This window comes from Caulobacter sp. D5, assembly GCF_003185805.1.
Lineage (GTDB): Bacteria > Pseudomonadota > Alphaproteobacteria > Caulobacterales > Caulobacteraceae > Caulobacter.
On sequence record NZ_QHJY01000174.1, the window covers coordinates 1 to 16,007 of the forward strand.

Annotated in this window: 18 protein-coding genes; 15 read left to right on the forward strand and 3 right to left on the reverse strand. The window is 68.8% G+C overall.

Annotation, left to right across the window (positions count from 1 at the left end; all coding sequences use genetic code 11):
- Window positions 1–228: 228 nt before the first annotated feature.
- Window positions 229–1,203 (reverse strand): NAD(P)H-quinone oxidoreductase, encoded by a 975-nt coding sequence (locus tag DMC18_RS12675; protein WP_110121622.1) that lies wholly within the window; start codon window positions 1,201–1,203, stop codon window positions 229–231.
- 74 nt (window positions 1,204–1,277) lie between these two features.
- Between DMC18_RS12675 and DMC18_RS12680 the strand changes: the two genes are divergently transcribed.
- The 7 genes from DMC18_RS12680 to DMC18_RS12710 all read left to right on the forward strand — a co-directional run bounded on the left by DMC18_RS12680 (window position 1,278) and on the right by DMC18_RS12710 (window position 6,918).
- On the forward strand, window positions 1,278–1,484 hold the full coding sequence (locus DMC18_RS12680) for a DUF1192 domain-containing protein (protein WP_110121621.1): 207 nt from the start codon (window positions 1,278–1,280) through the stop codon (window positions 1,482–1,484).
- A gap of 154 nt (window positions 1,485–1,638) precedes the next feature.
- Window positions 1,639–2,151 (forward strand): DUF1465 family protein, encoded by a 513-nt coding sequence (locus DMC18_RS12685; protein WP_110121620.1) that lies wholly within the window; start codon window positions 1,639–1,641, stop codon window positions 2,149–2,151.
- A 121-nt stretch (window positions 2,152–2,272) separates the two neighbouring features.
- Entirely contained in the window at window positions 2,273–3,061 is a 789-nt protein-coding gene (thiD, locus tag DMC18_RS12690) for a bifunctional hydroxymethylpyrimidine kinase/phosphomethylpyrimidine kinase (protein ID WP_110121624.1), read from the forward strand.
- Window positions 3,058–3,642, forward strand: a complete 585-nt coding sequence (locus DMC18_RS12695; protein ID WP_110121619.1) for a nucleotidyltransferase family protein — start codon at window positions 3,058–3,060, stop codon at window positions 3,640–3,642. The genes thiD and DMC18_RS12695 overlap by 4 nt, the downstream gene beginning before the upstream one ends.
- Before the next feature lie 70 nt (window positions 3,643–3,712).
- On the forward strand, window positions 3,713–5,362 hold the full coding sequence (locus DMC18_RS12700; RefSeq protein ID WP_110121618.1) for a family 43 glycosylhydrolase: 1,650 nt from the start codon (window positions 3,713–3,715) through the stop codon (window positions 5,360–5,362).
- Between the two features lie 96 nt (window positions 5,363–5,458).
- The gene (locus tag DMC18_RS12705) at window positions 5,459–6,076 is read left to right on the forward strand and encodes a DJ-1/PfpI family protein (protein ID WP_110121617.1); all 618 of its coding nucleotides are present in this window, start codon (window positions 5,459–5,461) and stop codon (window positions 6,074–6,076) included.
- A gap of 17 nt (window positions 6,077–6,093) precedes the next feature.
- Window positions 6,094–6,918 (forward strand): PhzF family phenazine biosynthesis protein, encoded by an 825-nt coding sequence (locus tag DMC18_RS12710; protein ID WP_110121616.1) that lies wholly within the window; start codon window positions 6,094–6,096, stop codon window positions 6,916–6,918.
- Between the two features lie 6 nt (window positions 6,919–6,924).
- On the opposite strand, the gene DMC18_RS12715 is transcribed toward DMC18_RS12710, so the two are convergent.
- Both DMC18_RS12715 and DMC18_RS12720 read right to left on the reverse strand, forming a co-directional pair.
- Window positions 6,925–7,287 carry a hypothetical protein gene (locus DMC18_RS12715; RefSeq protein WP_110121615.1) on the reverse strand — a complete coding sequence of 121 codons (363 nt, stop codon included), beginning with the start codon at window positions 7,285–7,287 and terminating at the stop codon, window positions 6,925–6,927.
- Between the two features lie 149 nt (window positions 7,288–7,436).
- Complete coding sequence (locus tag DMC18_RS12720) at window positions 7,437–9,314, reverse strand: ATP-binding protein (RefSeq protein WP_110121614.1); 1,878 nt, start codon at window positions 9,312–9,314, stop codon at window positions 7,437–7,439.
- 167 nt (window positions 9,315–9,481) lie between these two features.
- Here DMC18_RS12720 and DMC18_RS12725 point away from each other — a divergent pair, with 167 nt between their 5' ends.
- The 8 genes from DMC18_RS12725 to DMC18_RS12760 all read left to right on the forward strand — a co-directional run bounded on the left by DMC18_RS12725 (window position 9,482) and on the right by DMC18_RS12760 (window position 15,960).
- Entirely contained in the window at window positions 9,482–9,826 is a 345-nt protein-coding gene (locus tag DMC18_RS12725) for a hypothetical protein (protein ID WP_110121613.1), read from the forward strand.
- Window positions 9,827–9,886: 60 nt separating this feature from the next.
- Entirely contained in the window at window positions 9,887–10,312 is a 426-nt protein-coding gene (locus DMC18_RS12730) for a hypothetical protein (RefSeq protein WP_110121612.1), read from the forward strand.
- A gap of 147 nt (window positions 10,313–10,459) precedes the next feature.
- Window positions 10,460–11,635, forward strand: coding sequence for a phosphoserine transaminase (locus DMC18_RS12735; RefSeq protein ID WP_110121611.1), 1,176 nt, complete (start codon window positions 10,460–10,462; stop codon window positions 11,633–11,635).
- A gap of 5 nt (window positions 11,636–11,640) precedes the next feature.
- The gene (locus tag DMC18_RS12740; protein WP_233245350.1) at window positions 11,641–12,120 is read left to right on the forward strand and encodes a hypothetical protein; all 480 of its coding nucleotides are present in this window, start codon (window positions 11,641–11,643) and stop codon (window positions 12,118–12,120) included.
- Between the two features lie 62 nt (window positions 12,121–12,182).
- Complete coding sequence (gene serA, locus DMC18_RS12745) at window positions 12,183–13,760, forward strand: phosphoglycerate dehydrogenase (RefSeq protein ID WP_110121610.1); 1,578 nt, start codon at window positions 12,183–12,185, stop codon at window positions 13,758–13,760.
- A 70-nt stretch (window positions 13,761–13,830) separates the two neighbouring features.
- Window positions 13,831–14,340 carry a hypothetical protein gene (locus tag DMC18_RS12750; RefSeq protein ID WP_110121609.1) on the forward strand — a complete coding sequence of 170 codons (510 nt, stop codon included), beginning with the start codon at window positions 13,831–13,833 and terminating at the stop codon, window positions 14,338–14,340.
- A 107-nt stretch (window positions 14,341–14,447) separates the two neighbouring features.
- Complete coding sequence (locus DMC18_RS12755) at window positions 14,448–14,822, forward strand: VanZ family protein (RefSeq protein WP_110121608.1); 375 nt, start codon at window positions 14,448–14,450, stop codon at window positions 14,820–14,822.
- A 31-nt stretch (window positions 14,823–14,853) separates the two neighbouring features.
- On the forward strand, window positions 14,854–15,960 hold the full coding sequence (locus DMC18_RS12760) for an acyltransferase (RefSeq protein ID WP_110121607.1): 1,107 nt from the start codon (window positions 14,854–14,856) through the stop codon (window positions 15,958–15,960).
- Window positions 15,961–16,007: the final 47 nt, after the last annotated feature.

Consider the following 16,007-nt stretch of genomic DNA (forward strand, 5'->3'; position numbering starts at 1 on the left):
GGGAAGGCATACGCCGAAGGGGGTGAAGGGCGGAAGAGGCCCGCGCGCCCCGGCCTGAGGCATAACGATCGCGCGGGGCGTCCAGCTTCGTCGAAACGGTATTACACAATCAGCTCCGGGCGTGGCCCGGACGCCCCGCGCCCTCTCCATCACCTCAGCGGCCCGCCGCATGAGATCGCCAACCCGTTCCCTCTCCCGCAAGGGGAGAAGGACAAACGGGGAGAAGGCTCAGGTGGTCAGCACCACCTTGCCCACGTGCTCGCCCGCCTCCAGGTGCGCATGGGCCTTGGCCGCCTCGGCCAGGGGGAAAGTGGCGTCGACGATGGGCTTGAGCTTGCCGGCCGCGATCCATGGCCAGACCACCCGCTCGACCTCGGCGGCCAGGCGGGCCTTTTCGTCGGCGGGGCGGGGGCGCAGGGTCGAGCCGGTGATCACGGCGCGCTTCTGCATCACCTTCATCACCGGGACTTCCAGCACCCCGCCGGCCAGGGCGGCGATGTAGACGATGCGGCCGCCGGTCTTCAGGGCGTCGAGGTTCTTGTCGAAATAGGCGGCCCCGACCATGTCGAGCACCACGTCGACGCCGCCGGCGGCCTTGGCGATTTCGGCGAAGTCCTCGGTCTTGGCGTCGACCGCCAGGTCGGCTCCGAGTTCGAGCGCCTTGGCCTTCTTGTCGGCCCCGCGACCGGTGGCGATGACGATCGCGCCGGCCGCCTTGGCCATGGCGATCGCCGTTGTCCCGATCCCGGACGTCCCACCATGAATCAAAATGGTCTCGCCAGGCTTCAGCGCGCCATGTTCGAACACATTGGCGAAGACGGTGAACACCGTCTCGGGCAGGGCCGCGGCGTGAACGAAATCAAAGCCTTCGGGCGCGGGCAGGGCCTGGCGGGCGTCGACCACGGCGTATTGCGCATAGCCCCCGCCGCCCAGAAGCGCGCAGACCTTGTCGCCGACCTTCCAGCGTCCGGCGGCGACCTCGACCTCGCCGGCGACCTCCAGGCCCAGCGTCGTCGGCGCGCCGGGCGGCGGCGGATAGAACCCCAGGCGCTGCAACAGGTCCGGACGATTGACGCCCGCCGCGCGCACCCGGATCAGGATCTCGCCCGGCCCCGGAACGGGGCGCTCCACCTCCGCGGGGCGCAGGGCGTCGGCCGCCCCCTTGCCGCCTTCGATCTCGATCGCGGTCATGGTCTGGGACATGCTGGCGGCTCCGTCGCGCTTGCGTCGCGCCCTAGGTAGGCGTCTGATGGTCGATCGGAAAGGGAGGATGGCCGATGATGGAAGAGCCGGTCGAGCCGCGCGCGTTCCGCGGCGACGCGTTGAACACGGCTGCGCACGAGGATCTGGAGATCTACGGCGTGCGCGAACTGGAGGAGCGGATCGAGGCCCTCGAGGCCGAAATCGCCCGCACCAAAGCCCAGCTCAGCAAGAAGAAAGCCGGACGCGCCGCGGCCGATGCGCTGTTTGGTCGCCTCGACTAACGAATGGTTTACGCTACCCGTGGACCTTGAGGCGCGTCCGTCGGTCACAGTGAGTCGGGGCGGTCGCGAAACGGGACGTTAAGACTTGGCACGGGGGTTGCAGTCCGCCTCCTCAAGCGAGACGTCCTCGCGGCCTTAGAGGCATTGAGTAGACATGACCGATCCGAACGCGTCCACGGCCCCCTGGCGGGCGGGAGTCATCCAGGACTTCGCGCGCTCCGAACTGTTCGACCGCACCTTCGACGAGGGCATGCTGCTGGTCGAGGAGACCGCGGCCTATCTCGACGGGGCCGGCCGTCATGACAGCAAGATCCTGTCGCGCAACGCCGCCCTGGCCTACGCCAGCGAAAGCATGCGCCTGACCACCCGGCTGATGCAGGTGGCCTCGTGGCTGCTGGTGCAGCGCGCGGTGAAGGAAGGCGAGATGGCCCCCGAGGCCGCCTGCGCCGAGAACTACCGCCTCGCCGTCGAGGCCAGCGAGCAGGCCGCCGCGATCGAGGACCTGCCCTTCGGCCTGGTGAACCTGCTGCAGCGCTCCGAGCGCCTGTACGAGCGGGTCCGCCACCTGGACCGCCGCATGTATGTCGAGGCCGCCGCCGTCGACGAGGCCCCGCGCCCCGTCCAGGCCCAGTTCGACCGCCTGACCGCCGCCTTCGGCGTCGCCTGACGTCTTTCTTGGGCGCCTTCGGCGTCGCCTGACCCCCGTTCAAACCGACTTCAAAGCGGGGTAGGACAGGCGCGTGACCCAAGCGCCTTCCCCCGATTCCGCCATTCCCGCCGGACCCTTTCTGGGCCGCGTCCTCGTCCTGGCCGGATCCGATTCCGGCGGCGGGGCGGGCGTCCAGGCCGACATCAAGACCGTCACCGCGCTTGGCGGCTACGCGGCCACGGCGATCACCGCCATCACCGTGCAGAACACCCTGGGCGTCACCGGGGTGTATCCGATCCCGCTGGATGTGATCGAGGCCCAGGCCCGCGCCGTGCTCGACGACATCGGCGCCGACGCCTTCAAGACCGGCATGCTGGGCGACGTCGGCGTGGTCGAGACCGTGGCCCGGGTGCTGGCCAGCGCTCCGCACGTGCCGGCCGTCGTCGATCCGGTGATGATCGCCAAGGGCGGCGCGCCGCTGCTGGCCGACCGGGCGATCGACGCGGTCAAGGCGCTGATGATCCCCCGCGCCACGCTGCTGACCCCCAATGCGCCGGAGGCTTCGGCCCTGACCGGTCTGCCGGTCGAGACCATCGACGACCAGCGCCGCGCCGGCGAGGCCCTGCTGGAGCTCGGCGCCCACGCCGTCCTGATGAAGGGCGGCCATGTGGCGGGCGAACGGGTCGTGGACCTGCTGATCACCCGCCAGGGCGAGACCAGCTTCGAGGGCGAGCGGATCGACACCCGCCACACCCACGGCACCGGCTGCACCCTGGCCAGCGCCATCGCCACCGGCCTGTCGCAGGGCCTGCCGTTGACGCAGGCCGTCGCCCGGGCCTGGAACTACGTCCACGAGGCCATGCTGCGCGCCCCGGGCCTGGGACAGGGCCACGGCCCGCTCGACCACGCCTGGCCGGTGCGCAAATGACCCAGAACCTGCAAGCCCGCCTGATCGAGATCGTCCGCGCCACGCCGACGACGATGGAAGTGCTGCGCACCGTGCGGGACCTCGACCTGCAAGACTGGATGATCTTCTCCGGCGCGGTCTACCAGCCGGTGTTCAACAGCCTGACCGGCCGGCCGCTGGACTACGGCATCAAGGACTACGACGTCGCCTATCACGACGACAGCGACACCTCGTACGAGGCCGAGGACGTCGTGATCCAGCGCGTCGCCGCCGCGTTCGAGCCGCCGCTGCGCGAGCTGGTCGAAGTGCGCAACCAGGCCCGCGTGCATCTCTGGTTCGAGAAGAAGTTCGGCGCCGACGAGCCCTATCCGGCCCTCCGTTCCAGCGCCGAGGCCCTGGAGCGGTTCGTGGCCACCGCCTTCTGCGTCGGCGTGCGGCTGGAGGCGGATGACGCCTTGCGCGTCTGGGCGCCGTTCGGCCTGGACGACCTCTTCGCCCTGCGCCTGCGGCCCAACCCGCTGCGGGTGAAGGGGGCAGGCGGCTGGGCGCGCACCACCGGCTCGGCCAAGGCCCGCTGGCCGGAGATCACCGTCGAGGGGTGACCGCTCTGGACGGCGTGGCCGCGCCGCTCTACGGAATTTGATAGCGCTATCATTTTCGTGAGCGACCTCCATGGCCCTGCCGCGCCGCACCCTGTTCAAAGGCCTCCTGGCGGGCGCCGCCGCCGCGCCGGCGCTTGTCGCGCCGGTCTTGGCCGCGCAAGCCGCCGAGGCCAAGCCGGCGGCCAAGGCAGCGGTCCCGACCTGGGGCAAGGGTCCCGACGGCCGCCGCACGGCCGACCTGGGCGACGGGACCTACCTGAACCCGATCATCGCCGGCGATCATCCGGACCCGACGATCCTCAAGGACGGCGACGTCTACTACATGACGTTCTCGTCGTTCCTGGCCTATCCGGGCCTGGTGATCTGGAAGTCGACGGATCTGGTGAACTGGACCCCGGTCGGCCCGGCCTTGCGCAAGCCGCTCGGTACGATCTGGGCGGTGGATCTGGTCAGGCACGACGGTCGCTACTTCATCTACATTCCGGCCGATCCGACGGGGCAGGGCTGGTCGATCTTCGCCATCTGGGCCGACAGCATCGAGGGGCCATGGAGCGATCCTGTCGACCTGAAGATCAGCGGCTGCATCGATCCCGGCCACGTGGTCGGCGAGGACGGCAAGCGCTACCTGTTCGTCAACGGCGTGCGCAGGATCCGCCTGACCGACGACGGCCTGGCCACCGACGGCCAGCTGGAAAAGGCCTATGACCCCTGGCGCTATCCCGATGACTGGATCGTCGAGAACTTCGCGCCCGAAGGCCCCAAGCTGCTGCGCCACGACGGCTGGTTCTACCTGATCACCGCCGTCGGCGGCACGGCCGGGCCGGTGACCGGCCACATGGTCATCGCCGCCCGCTCGCGCTCGGTGAACGGGCCGTGGGAGCACTGCCCGCACAATCCGCTGGTGCGCACCCGCAGCGAGGCCGAGCCCTGGTGGTCGCGCGGCCACGCCAGCCTGGTCGAAGGCCCGGCCGGCGACTGGTGGATGGTCTATCACGCCTACGAGAACGGCTTTCGCACCCTGGGTCGCCAGACCCTGCTGGAGCCGATCGAATGGACCGCTGACGGCTGGTTCAGGCCCCTGGGCGGCGACCTCTCCAAGCCGATCCGCAAGCCGCGCGGCGGCAAGGCCGGGCCGTCGGGTTTCAACCTTTCGGACGACTTCTCGGCCGACCGCTTCGGCCTGCAGTGGGCCTTCCATGATCCCAAGCCCGGCGAGGGCGAGCGCGCGACCTTCGAGACCAAGGGCCTTCGCCTGAAGGGCTCGGGAACCTCGCCGATCGACAGCGCGCCGCTGACCTGCATCGTCGGCGACCGTTCGTACGAGGCCGAGATCTCGCTGGACCTGATCGGCGACGCCGAGGCGGGGATCCTGCTGTTCTACAATCACAAGGCCTTCGTCGGCCTGGGCGTCACGCCGACGGCGCTGAAGACCTTCCAGTATTCCGAGGAGCTGGCCTGGGCGCGGATCGCGCACGAGACTCGCAGCGTGCGCCTGAAGGTGCGCAACGACGAACACGTCGTGACGTACTGGTACTCCTATGACGACGGCGCGACCTGGACCCGCCACGGCACGCGGATGGAGGTCTCGGGCCTGCACCACAACGTCTTCGGCGGCTTCATCAGCCTGAAGGTCGGGATCTACGCGGCGGGGCCGGGCGAGGTGCGGCTGCGGAATTTCGTCTACCGCGCGGGCCTGCCGAAGACGGTCGAGAGCGCCTGACGTTCCGCGAAGGAGTATTGTCATGATGACAATACTCCTTTTGCTTCATGGGTCATTGCCCGTTACCGCTTGAGCCTCACGCAAGAGGAGGCTCGGTTGCGGATCGCGGTTCTGACGTTCGATGGCTACAACGAGCTGGACTCGTTCATCGCCGCGGCGATCCTCAATCGCATGAAGGCCAAGGGCTGGGCGGCCTGGATCACCGCGCCGACGCCGGAGGTCACCTCGCTGAACGGGGTGACGGTGCAGCGCCAGCAGCCCCTCGAATTCGCCGCCGAGGCCGACGCCGTGCTGATCGGCAGCGGGTCGAAGACCCGCGAGATCGCCGCCGATGCGGACCTGCTGTCGCGGCTGAAGCTGGATCCCTCGCGCCAACTGATCGGCGCCCAGTGCTCGGGAACCCTGCTGCTGGCCAAGCTCGGCCTCGTCGGCGACCTGCCGGCCTGCACGGACCTGACGACCAAGCCCTGGGTGGTCGAAGCCGGCGTCCAGGTGCTGGACGCGCCGTTCGTGGCCCACGGCAATGTCGCCACCGCCGGCGGCTGCCTGGCCTCGCAGTACCTGGCCGCCTGGACGATCGCGCGGCTGGCGGGCCTGGCCGAGGCCGAGGAGGCCATCCGCTATGTCGCGCCGGTGGCGGAGAAAGACGTCTACGTCGCCCGCGCCATGGCGGCGATCACGCCCTTCCTGCCGGCCGAAGAAGTCGCCGCCTGATTTTTGGGAGAAGCCCCATGCGCCAATGGACCATCGACGCCTTCGCGTCCGCCCCCTTCAAGGGCAACCCGGCCTGCGTGGTCGAGCCGTTCGACCGCTGGCCGAGCGACGCCTGGATGCAGGCCCTGGCGGCCGAGAACAACCAGGCCGAGACGGCCTTCCTGCTGAAGACCGCCGATCCGGCCCGCTACGGCCTGCGCTGGTTCACCCCGGCCCGGGAGGCGCCGCTGTGCGGCCACGCCACGCTGGCTTCGGCCCACGCCCTGTTCGCGGAACTGGGCGCGGACGTCGAGGTGCTGGCCTTCGACACCCTGTCGGGCGAGCTGCGGGTGCGGCGCGACGGCGAGCGGCTGGAGATGGACTTCCCGGCCAATCCGCCGCGCCGGGTCGAGATCCCAGAGGGTCTGGCCGACGCCCTGGGCGCGCCGGTGGTCGAGGCCTGGGCCGGGGCCTATCTGGTGGCGGTGCTGGAGGACGAGGCGGCCGTGCGGCGGCTGGAGCCGGATTTCGCCGCCCTCAACCGCCTCGGAAGCGAGGCGAGCGACGGCAAGGGCCAGGTCATCGCCGTCGCCCTGGCCGATGCGGGCCGGCCCTATGCGGTGGTCAGCCGCTTCTTCGCGCCGGCGGCGGGGATCCCTGAGGATCCGACCACGGGCTCAGCCCACTGCATCCTGATGCCGCTCTATGGCGACAAGCTGGGCAAGACGGCGCTTGAGTTCCACCAGGCCTATCCGGGCCGGGGCGGGGACCTGTCATGCGAAAGCCGCGGCGCGCGCGTGATCCTGCGCGGCCGCGGCCTTACGGTGGTGGAAAGCCGGCTCCGGGTGGAGCCGGCTTTCTAGTCGAGACTACCAGCGACCGCGGTGGTCGTTGCGGTCGCCGCGGCCGTAGCCGTAACCGTAGTCGCGGTCATGACGCTCGTAGCGGATCTGGGCGCTGATGCGGTCCAGGCGACGGTCGAGGTCGTTGCGTTCCCAGCCGTTCAGGCCGCCGGCGCGGTAGCGGTGCTCGAGGCGGGCCACTTCGCGCAGTTCGCCGTTCAGGCGGCGGGCTTCCTGGCGGTTCAGGTCGCCGTTGCGCACGCCGCGGTCGATCCGCTGCTCAAGCTGCGCCTGGCGCTGGTTGATGGGTTGCTGGGCCATGGCCGCGGCGGGGAGGGTGGCGGCCGCCAGGGCCGAGACCGCAACGATCGGGAGAATGATCTTCTTCATCGGTTCGGTTCCTTCTCAATCTGATCCGCCGTCCTTGTCGGCGGCGTTGAGGAGAAGAAACCACGTCCCGCCTGAAGCGGTTCTGAGCCCGTCGTTATGTTGGGTTCATCTACCTGAAGGCGTCCCTGGACAAGCTCAGGGCGAGGGGGCTAGGCGGCGGCCGCCATGCGGGCCGCGGCGGCCACGGCGTCCTCGATGGCGGCGTAGAGCTTGGTGACCTCGATCGGCTTGGCCACGTGGCCGTCCATGCCGGCGGCCAGATAGCCCTCGACCTGGTGGACCAGGGCGTTGGCGGTGACCGCCACGATCGGGGTGCGGGCGCGGCCCTCGGCGGCTTCCAGCGAACGGATGGTGCGGGCGGCTTCGACGCCGTCCATCACCGGCATGTGGATGTCCATCAGGATCACGTCGTGACCGCCGCTGCGCCAGGCCTCGACGCAGGCCGCGCCGTCGGCGACCAGCGCCACCTCGGCGCCCAGCGGGGCCAGGACGGCGGCGATGACCTTCTGGTTGGTCAGGTTGTCGTCGGCGGCCAGCACGCGCAGACGGCGGCCGGCGGCGGCGTCGGAAGGCTCGTCGACCGGAGCGGCCTGGGCGATCTCGCCCTCGCCGCGCGGCATGGCCACGACGACGGTGAAGGTCGAGCCCTGGCCCTCGCGGCTCTGCACGTGGATGCCCCCGCCCATGACGGCGGCCAGCTCGCGGCAGATCGACAGGCCCAGGCCCGAACCGCCGAAGCGGCGGGTGGTCGAGCTGTCGGCCTGGACGAACTTGTCGAACAGGCGCGGCAGGATGTCGGCGGCGATGCCGATGCCGGTGTCGGTGACGTCGATGCGCAGGCCCGAGCCGTCCTCGGCCGAGGCGAAGCGGACCGAGACCGCGCCTTCCAGCGTGAACTTCAGGGCGTTGGACACCAGGTTGTTGAGGATCTGGCGCAGGCGATCCACGTCGCCGTGCCAGCCGCCCAGGGCCTCGGGGGCGACCATGACGCCGAAGTCCAGGCCCTTGTCGCGGGCCTGGTCGACGAAGGTCTCGCGCAGCGAGGAGGCGAGGGCGGAAAGGTCGAAATCGCGTTCGACCAGCTCCAGGCGGCCTGCCTCGATCTTCGACAGGTCGAGCACGTCGTTCAGCACCGCCAGCAGCAGGCCGCCCGATTCGCGGATCACCGACAGGCGCTCGCGCTGCTTGGACGACAGGTCGTCCATGGCCATCACTTCGGTCATGGCCAGCACGCCGTTCAGGGGCGTGCGGATCTCGTGGCTCATATTGGCCAGGAAGTGCGACTTCAGCACGTTGGCGGCGTTGGCGTCGTCGCGGGCCTTGACCAGTTCGCCCATGGCCGAGCGCAGGTCGTGGTCATTGGCCTCGAGGCGGGCCACCAGGTGGTTGAAGCTGTCGGTCAGGCTGTGGAAGACGTCGTCGTCGCTGGCCTGCTGGACAGGGCTGTAGCGGCCGCCCTGGGCCATGTCGTGCATGGCGTCCGACAGCCGCTGCATCGGCTTGGTCATCCGCCGGGCCAGGCTGTTGGCCAGAAGGATGGCCAGACCCGCGGCGCCGAAGAACAGGGCTCCCGTCAGGGCGAGGTCGCGGGCCAGGATTTCTACCAGGCTGGGCTGGCGCGCCACCAGCGACAGTTCGCCGACCTTGCGGCCCGACAGGGTCACCGGACGGGTCAGGGTCTCGACGTTGTCTTCGTTCTCGACGCCGATGCGGGCCACGATCTGGCCCGAGGTGTCGGTGAGGCGGGCGCCGGCCACGTGCGGGGCCTTGATGACCGCGTCGAGGGCGCGGCTGGCGCCCACGGCGTTGTGGTCGGCGAGGGAGGCGGCGGCGCCGGCGGCGACCATCTCGGCCAGGACGCGATGGTTCTCGCGGGCTTCCTGGCGGGCGACGCTCCACTGCTGGAGCATGAAGCACAGGCATGCGGCGGTCAGGGCGGCGATCGTCGTGCCCAGCGCAACGCCGGCGATCCGCGCCTGTAAAGGCGCGTGAGCCGAAGTTTCGGAGATGTGCCTCGTGTCGTCCATGGGCCTTCCGGCAGGTCAAGCACGGGCATTTTGCCGGCAGGTTCCTAACGCTTCGCTTCCAGCCCCAGGTGCAGTCGCGACAAAACAACGCTAGGGCGCATTTTCGATTGCGGCGGCATTAATGATTCGTTTACCTTTTGACTCGGTTCTCTGGAGGAGTCGGGTACGTGGAAAAAGTGTTTGTTGCTCAACGTGTCGCCAACAAGTTGTTTGCGACCGAAAACGCCGTCGATGCGGCGATGGTGAACGCCGCCGAACTGATGTCGGACATGCTGAAGGCCCGTAAGGACCTTGGTCTGTCGGCCGTCGTCGGCGACAAGGCCAGCGCGAAGCTGGTCGAGGCCCTGGCTGCGCTGGGAGAAGCCCGCAGCGCCATGGTCGGCATGCACAACGAGCTCAGCGAAGTGAAACTCCGCGTGGGTATCCGCACCAAGCTCGCGGGTGTGGAAGTCAAGGAAGACAACGTCACGACCACCGGTCAGAAGTCGACGGACCTGCGCGGCGTCGCCTGACGGCGAAGTTGCAAGACTTTAACTTAGCAAGGCCCCTAATTTGCGTTAGGGGCCTTGCGCATGTTTGGAAACCTCATCGCCGTCGTCATATGGGGCGCGATCATCGCGCTGGCGGCGCTCGCGTGGGCGAAGGGCGGTAAGGCCGAACGGCTGGCCGCCCTGGCGGTGGTGATCGGCAGCGTCGGCGTTTCGGCCATCCACCTGCTGCTGCCGCCGGCGATTCAGCCGGTGGTCCTGCTGATCGACGATGCGGCCCTGGCGGTGGTCTTCCTGCTGCTGGCCATGCGTTTCGTCAGCGCCTGGCTGGGCGTGGCGATGCTGCTGCAGGCTGTGCAGTTCAGCCTGCACGCCTACTACCTCGTGGCTGAGAAGGCGCACGACAACCTCTACAAGATGGTCAACAACATCAACACGATCGGGGTGCTGGCCTGCATCCTGCTGGGCACGATCCTGGCCTGGCGCCGCAAGGCGCGTTCCGCAAAATAATTGCCGAGCGCGGACGATCGGTCGCGCCCAGCGGAATAAAATTCCAGAAAATGGCGCTTGCGTTCGCGGCGGAAACGGGGTTTCTCGCCGGCGGGCCACGCCCCCCCAACGGGGCGCAGTCCATCTGTAAGGATGGGAGACATCGCCATGACTACCCTCGCCAAGCCGGCAATCCGTCCGGCTCGCCCCGAGTTCTCTTCCGGCCCCTGCGCCAAGCGCCCCGGCTGGTCCCCCGAAAATCTGAGGAACGCGGTCCTGGGCCGCTCGCACCGCTCCAAGCTGGGCAAGGCGCGCCTGAAGGCCGCCATCGACCAGACGCGCGACGTGCTCGAAGTGCCCGCCGACTTCCTGATCGGCATCGTCCCCGGTTCGGACACCGGCGCCGTCGAAATGGCGATGTGGTCGATGCTCGGCGCCCGCCCCGTGCAACTCTTGGCCTTCGAGTCCTTCGGCAAGGACTGGGTCACGGACGTCACCAAGCAACTGAAGCTGCCCGACGTCGAGGTGCTGAGCGCCCCGTACGGCGAGCTGCCCGACACCGCCAAGGTCGATCCGGCCAAGGATCTGGTCTTCACCTGGAACGGCACGACCTCGGGCGTGCGCGTGCCCAACGCCGACTTCATCTCGGACGACCGTGAAGGCATCACCATCTGCGACGCCACCAGCGCCGCCTTCGCCCAGGACCTGGACTGGACCAAGCTCGATGTCGTGACCTTCTCCTGGCAGAAGGCGCTGGGCGGCGAGGGCGCGCACGGGATCCTGATCCTGTCGCCGCGCGCCGTGGCCCGCCTGGAAAGCTACGTGCCGGCCTGGCCGATGCCCAAGCTGTTCCGCATGACCAAGAACGGGAAGGTCACGCTCGACCTGTTCGAGGGCGCGACGATCAACACCCCGTCGATGCTGTGCGTGGAAGACGCCCTGGACGCCCTGCAATGGGGCGCCTCGATCGGCGGCCTGCAGGCCATGCAGGGCCGCGCCGACCAGAACCTCAAGGTGCTGGCCGACTGGGTCGAGAAGACCGCCTGGGTCGATTTCCTGGCTGCCAGCCCGGAAATCCGCTCCAACACCTCGGTGTGCCTGAAGGTGGTCGACGCCGAAATCGCCGCCCTGCCGGCCGACGCCCAGGCCGACTTCGCCAAGAAGCTGGCCAGCCTGCTCGAGAAGGAGGGCGCGGCCCTCGACATCGGCGGCTACCGCGACGCTCCGGCCGGCCTGCGCATCTGGTGCGGCGCCACGGTTGAGGCCTCGGACCTGGAAGCCCTGACCCCGTGGCTCGACTGGGCCTTCTCGGAAACCAAGGCGGCGGTCCTGCAAGCGGCCTGACGCTGGTGTTCGCCGACCCCCTCACGCAGCGCCTGGCCGATTTCGTCATCGGCCTCGGCATCGACGTGAGGGCGGGCGAGCTGCCCGACGACACCTTCCTGCCGGGCCTGGACATCCGGTTCGGCGGGTTGGTGATCGACGAGCGGCGCCTGGCCCATCCCGGCGACATCCTGCACGAGGCCGGCCACATCGCCGTCACCGAGCCGCAAAGCCGCCAGGCCGAACGGCTCGAGCCCACCGACGGCGAGGAAATGGCCACGCTGGCCTGGTCCTGGGCGGCCCTGACCCATCTGGGTCTGGATCCTGCCGTGGTCTTCCATCCGGAAGGCTACAAGGGCGAGGCGGCCTGGCTGGCCGAGACCTTCGCGTCGGGCGGCGCCATCGGCGTGCCGCTGCTCCAGTACTACGGCCTCTGCGTCGAGCCCCGCCTGGCGGCCGAACGCGGCGTCCCTCCCTTCCCGCACATGCTGCGCTGGCTCCGCTGAGCGCGGCTTTCAAGACAGACATCGCGGCCCGACCGGCCGCCACCGATCAAGGAACTTAGCCCATGGCTCCTCGCGTCCTCATCGCCGACAAGCTTTCCCCCGCCGCCGTCGACATCTTCAAGAACCGCGGCGTCGATTTCGACATCAAGGTCGGTCTGTCCAAGGACGAACTGATCGCCGTCATCGGCGACTATGACGGCATCGCCATCCGCTCGGGCGCCAAGCTCGACAAGGATGTCATCGCCGCCGCCAACAAGCTGCAGGTCATCGCCCGCGCCGGCATCGGCGTCGACAACGTCGACATCCCGGCCGCCACCGCCAAAGGCGTGGTGGTGATGAACACCCCGTTCGGCAACTCGATCACCACGGCCGAGCACGCCATCGCCATGATGTTCGCCCTGGCCCGCCAGCTGCCGGCCGCCGACGCCAGCACCCAGGCCGGCAAGTGGGAAAAGAACCGCTTCATGGGCGTGGAGCTGTACGCCAAGACCCTGGGCCTGATCGGCGCCGGCAATATCGGCGGCATCGTCGCCGACCGCGCCCTGGGCCTGAAGATGAAGGTCGTCGCCTACGACCCCTTCCTGTCGCCCGAGCGCGCGATCGAAATGGGCGTCGAGAAGGTCGAGCTGGAAGAGCTGCTGGCCCGCGCCGACGTCATCACCCTGCACACCCCGCTGACCGACAAGACCCGCAACATCCTGTCGGCCGAGAACCTGGCCAAGACCAAGAAGGGCGTGCTGATCGTCAACTGCGCCCGCGGCGGCCTGGTCGACGAAGTCGCCCTGCGCAAGCTGCTGGACGACGGCCATGTCGGTGGCGCGGCCTTTGACGTGTTCGTCACCGAGCCGGCCAAGGAAAACCCGCTGTTCGGTTCGGACAAGGTGGTGGCCACCCCGCACCTGGGCGCCTCGACCAGCGAAGCCCAGGAGAACGTGGCCCTGCAGGTCGCCGAGCAGGTCAGCGACTACCTGCTGACCGGCGCTGTGACCAACGCCCTGAACAGCCCCTCGGTCAGCGCCGAGGAAGCCCCGAAGCTAAAGCCGTTCGTGGCCCTGGCCGAGAAGATCGGCGCCCTGGCCGGCCAGATGGTCGACTTCGGCATCAAGGCCATCGACATCGCCTTCGAAGGTGAAGTCGCCGCCCTGAACGTCAAGCCGCTGACCTCGGCGGCTCTCGCCGGCGTGCTGAAGCCGATGCTGGCCGAGATCAACATGGTCTCGGCTCCGGCCGTGGCCAAGGAGCGCGGCATCACCGTCTCCGAGAGCCGCCAGGAAAAGAGCCCGACCTACGACTCGCTGCTGCGCGTGACCATCACCACCGAGAAGGGCAAGCGCGTCTTCGCCGGCACGGTGATCGCCGGCGCCCCGCGCGTCGTCGAGGTCAAGGGCATGGAGCTGGACGCGGGCTTCTCGCCGGCCATGCTCTACATCAACAACCTGGACAAGCCGGGCTTCATCGGCGCGCTGGGCATGCTGCTGGGCGAAGCGGGCGTCAACATCGCCACCTTCAACCTGGGCCGCGTCTCGGCCGACGAGGACGCCATCGCCCTGGTCGGCGTCGACCAGGCCCCGAGCGAAGAGCTGCTGGCCAAGATCCAGGCCCTGCCGCACGTAAAGGAAGCCCGCGCGCTGACCTTCTAAAGTTCGCGGAGACCTCCTAGGGTTCGATCAGCCCCCGGCCCAGGCCGGGGGCTTTTTCGTGGGGGCGAGCATGGATTTCTCGGACGAGCGATGGGGAGGCCTGCTTGGCGGCTATCGGCTGCCCTGCGATCCTCGAAAGGCGCTTAGGGCGATCGAGGACGGCCAGAATGTAGAAGCTGCCTGGTCCGAGCTCTGGGAAGAGCTTCACCACCAGGGCGATGTCGACCTGGCCTCCTACGCCGCCGTGCCGCACTTGGCCCGGCTGGCGGCGGCCGGCAAGGCGGGCGGCCGGAACGCCTACGCCCTGGCGGCGACCATCGAGCAGTCGCGCGGCCATGATCGCAATCCACCGCTTTCCGACTGGCTGGCGTCTGGTTATACGCAGGCCTGGACGACGCTGTTCTCGTCCGCGCTCGACACCCTGCGCACGGCCGATGATCCCGATGTGGTCAGCAGCGCGCTCGCCGTGGTCGCGATCCACCGGCGCATGCCGGTCCTGGGACGCATGGCGTCGGATTTCTCCGAAGCCGAGCGGCTGGCGATCCTGATCGACGCGGGTTGGGAAGACCCGTCAGGATAAGCAGTTTCCGTGCAGCTTTCGAATGAAAGCCGTGAAGGCCGCCCGCCGCCATTTTCAAGCCCCAGGTGAGCGGCTAGGGCAGGGCTCGCGTCTCTCCAGGAGCCCTGATGTCCCGCAGCTTCAAGCGCAAGATCAACTGGCTGGCCTTCGCCGTGTTCGCGGCGGCCGCCGCCTACGCCTTCTGGAAGGCGGTCACGCCCGGCGACGACAGCGTCGGGCTGATCCCGTGGGACAAGGCCAAGCACTTCATCGTCTTCTACGTCCTGGCCGTGCTGGGGTGCCTGGCCATGCCCAAGAGCCGGCTGTGGCGGATCGGGGCGGTGCTGGTGGCGTTCGGCGCGCTGATCGAGGTGGTGCAGCACTTCGTGGGCCGCGACATGTCGTTCGGCGACCTGATCGCCGACTTCTGCGGGGTGTCGGCGGCCTATGCCTACAGCGTGGTGGGCGTGATCCGTCGCAAGCTCCCAGCCGGCCGAGCTTGACCGTCTCCAAAGGGGCGCTCACCACTGCGGCGTGAAACCGTTTCCGCCGCTCAAGACCGATTCCGACGACATGCTGCACCTGGACGCCCTGCGGGCGCTGGGGGCGGTGCTGATCGTCGTCTTCCACTTCAACCGGTTCATCAATATCGACGGCCGCTGGCAGGCGGTGGACGACACGGTCAAGAGCTTCAGCCTGCTCGTCGACCTGTTCTTCGTCATCTCCGGCTACGTGATCAGCGCGGTCTATACGGGCCGGATCCGCACGGTTTCGGATTTCCGCTGGTTCCTGCAGAAGCGGGTGGCGCGGCTGATGCCGCTGCACTGGCTGACCCTGGGCGTCTTCATCGCCGTCGCCGTCGCCGGGGTGCTGGGCCTGGTCAATGACCGCGACCCCAGCCGCTACGACCCCGCCTGCGTCGTGCCGAACCTGCTGAACCTGCAGGCCTTCGGCATCTGCCGGGCCCAGACCTTCAACTTCGTCAGCTGGTCGATCAGCGCCGAGTGGGCGATGTACCTGATCCTGCCGGTGCTGCTGTGGCTGGCGGGACGGGGGACGGCCTGGCTGACCCTGGCCACGGCGGCGATCCTGGCGGCGCTGTTCGCGGTTCCGCTGTTCGCGCCCGCCGCCAACCAGCCCTTCCACATGTGGACCGCCGACTTCGGGATCGCCCGCGCCGCGCCGGGCTTCATGATCGGCATGATCGCCTATGGGATCCGCGGACCGCTGGGCCGGCTGCCGGGCGCGCGCTGGTGGTTCTTCGGATCTTGTATCGCCTTTGTGGCCGGCGCGGCCGTGCAGCTCGACCGCAGCCTCCTGCTGTTCGTCTGCTACGCCGTCGGCCTGCTGGGCGTGGCGGCCGACAACGCGCCGGCGAAGGCCGGCCCCGTCGTGCGCTGGCTGGCGCCGTGGGGGCAGCTGTCCTACTCGGTCTACATGCTCCACCCGATCGTGCTGAAGATCGCCCTGAACTGGGTGGGTCTTGGCATGCTGCATCTGACCGGCGACGTCATGCGGCTGTGGTGCCTGGCCTGGGGCCTGGCGCTGATCCCGGTGAGCTATGCGTCGCTGACGTACTTCGAGAAGCCGGCGCGGGACGCGATCGCGAGGTGGGGGAAGAAAAAGAAACCTCTCCCATAGGTGTTCAGACCGGGGACATCCGTGACAGGTGTTCGGAGACATCCGTG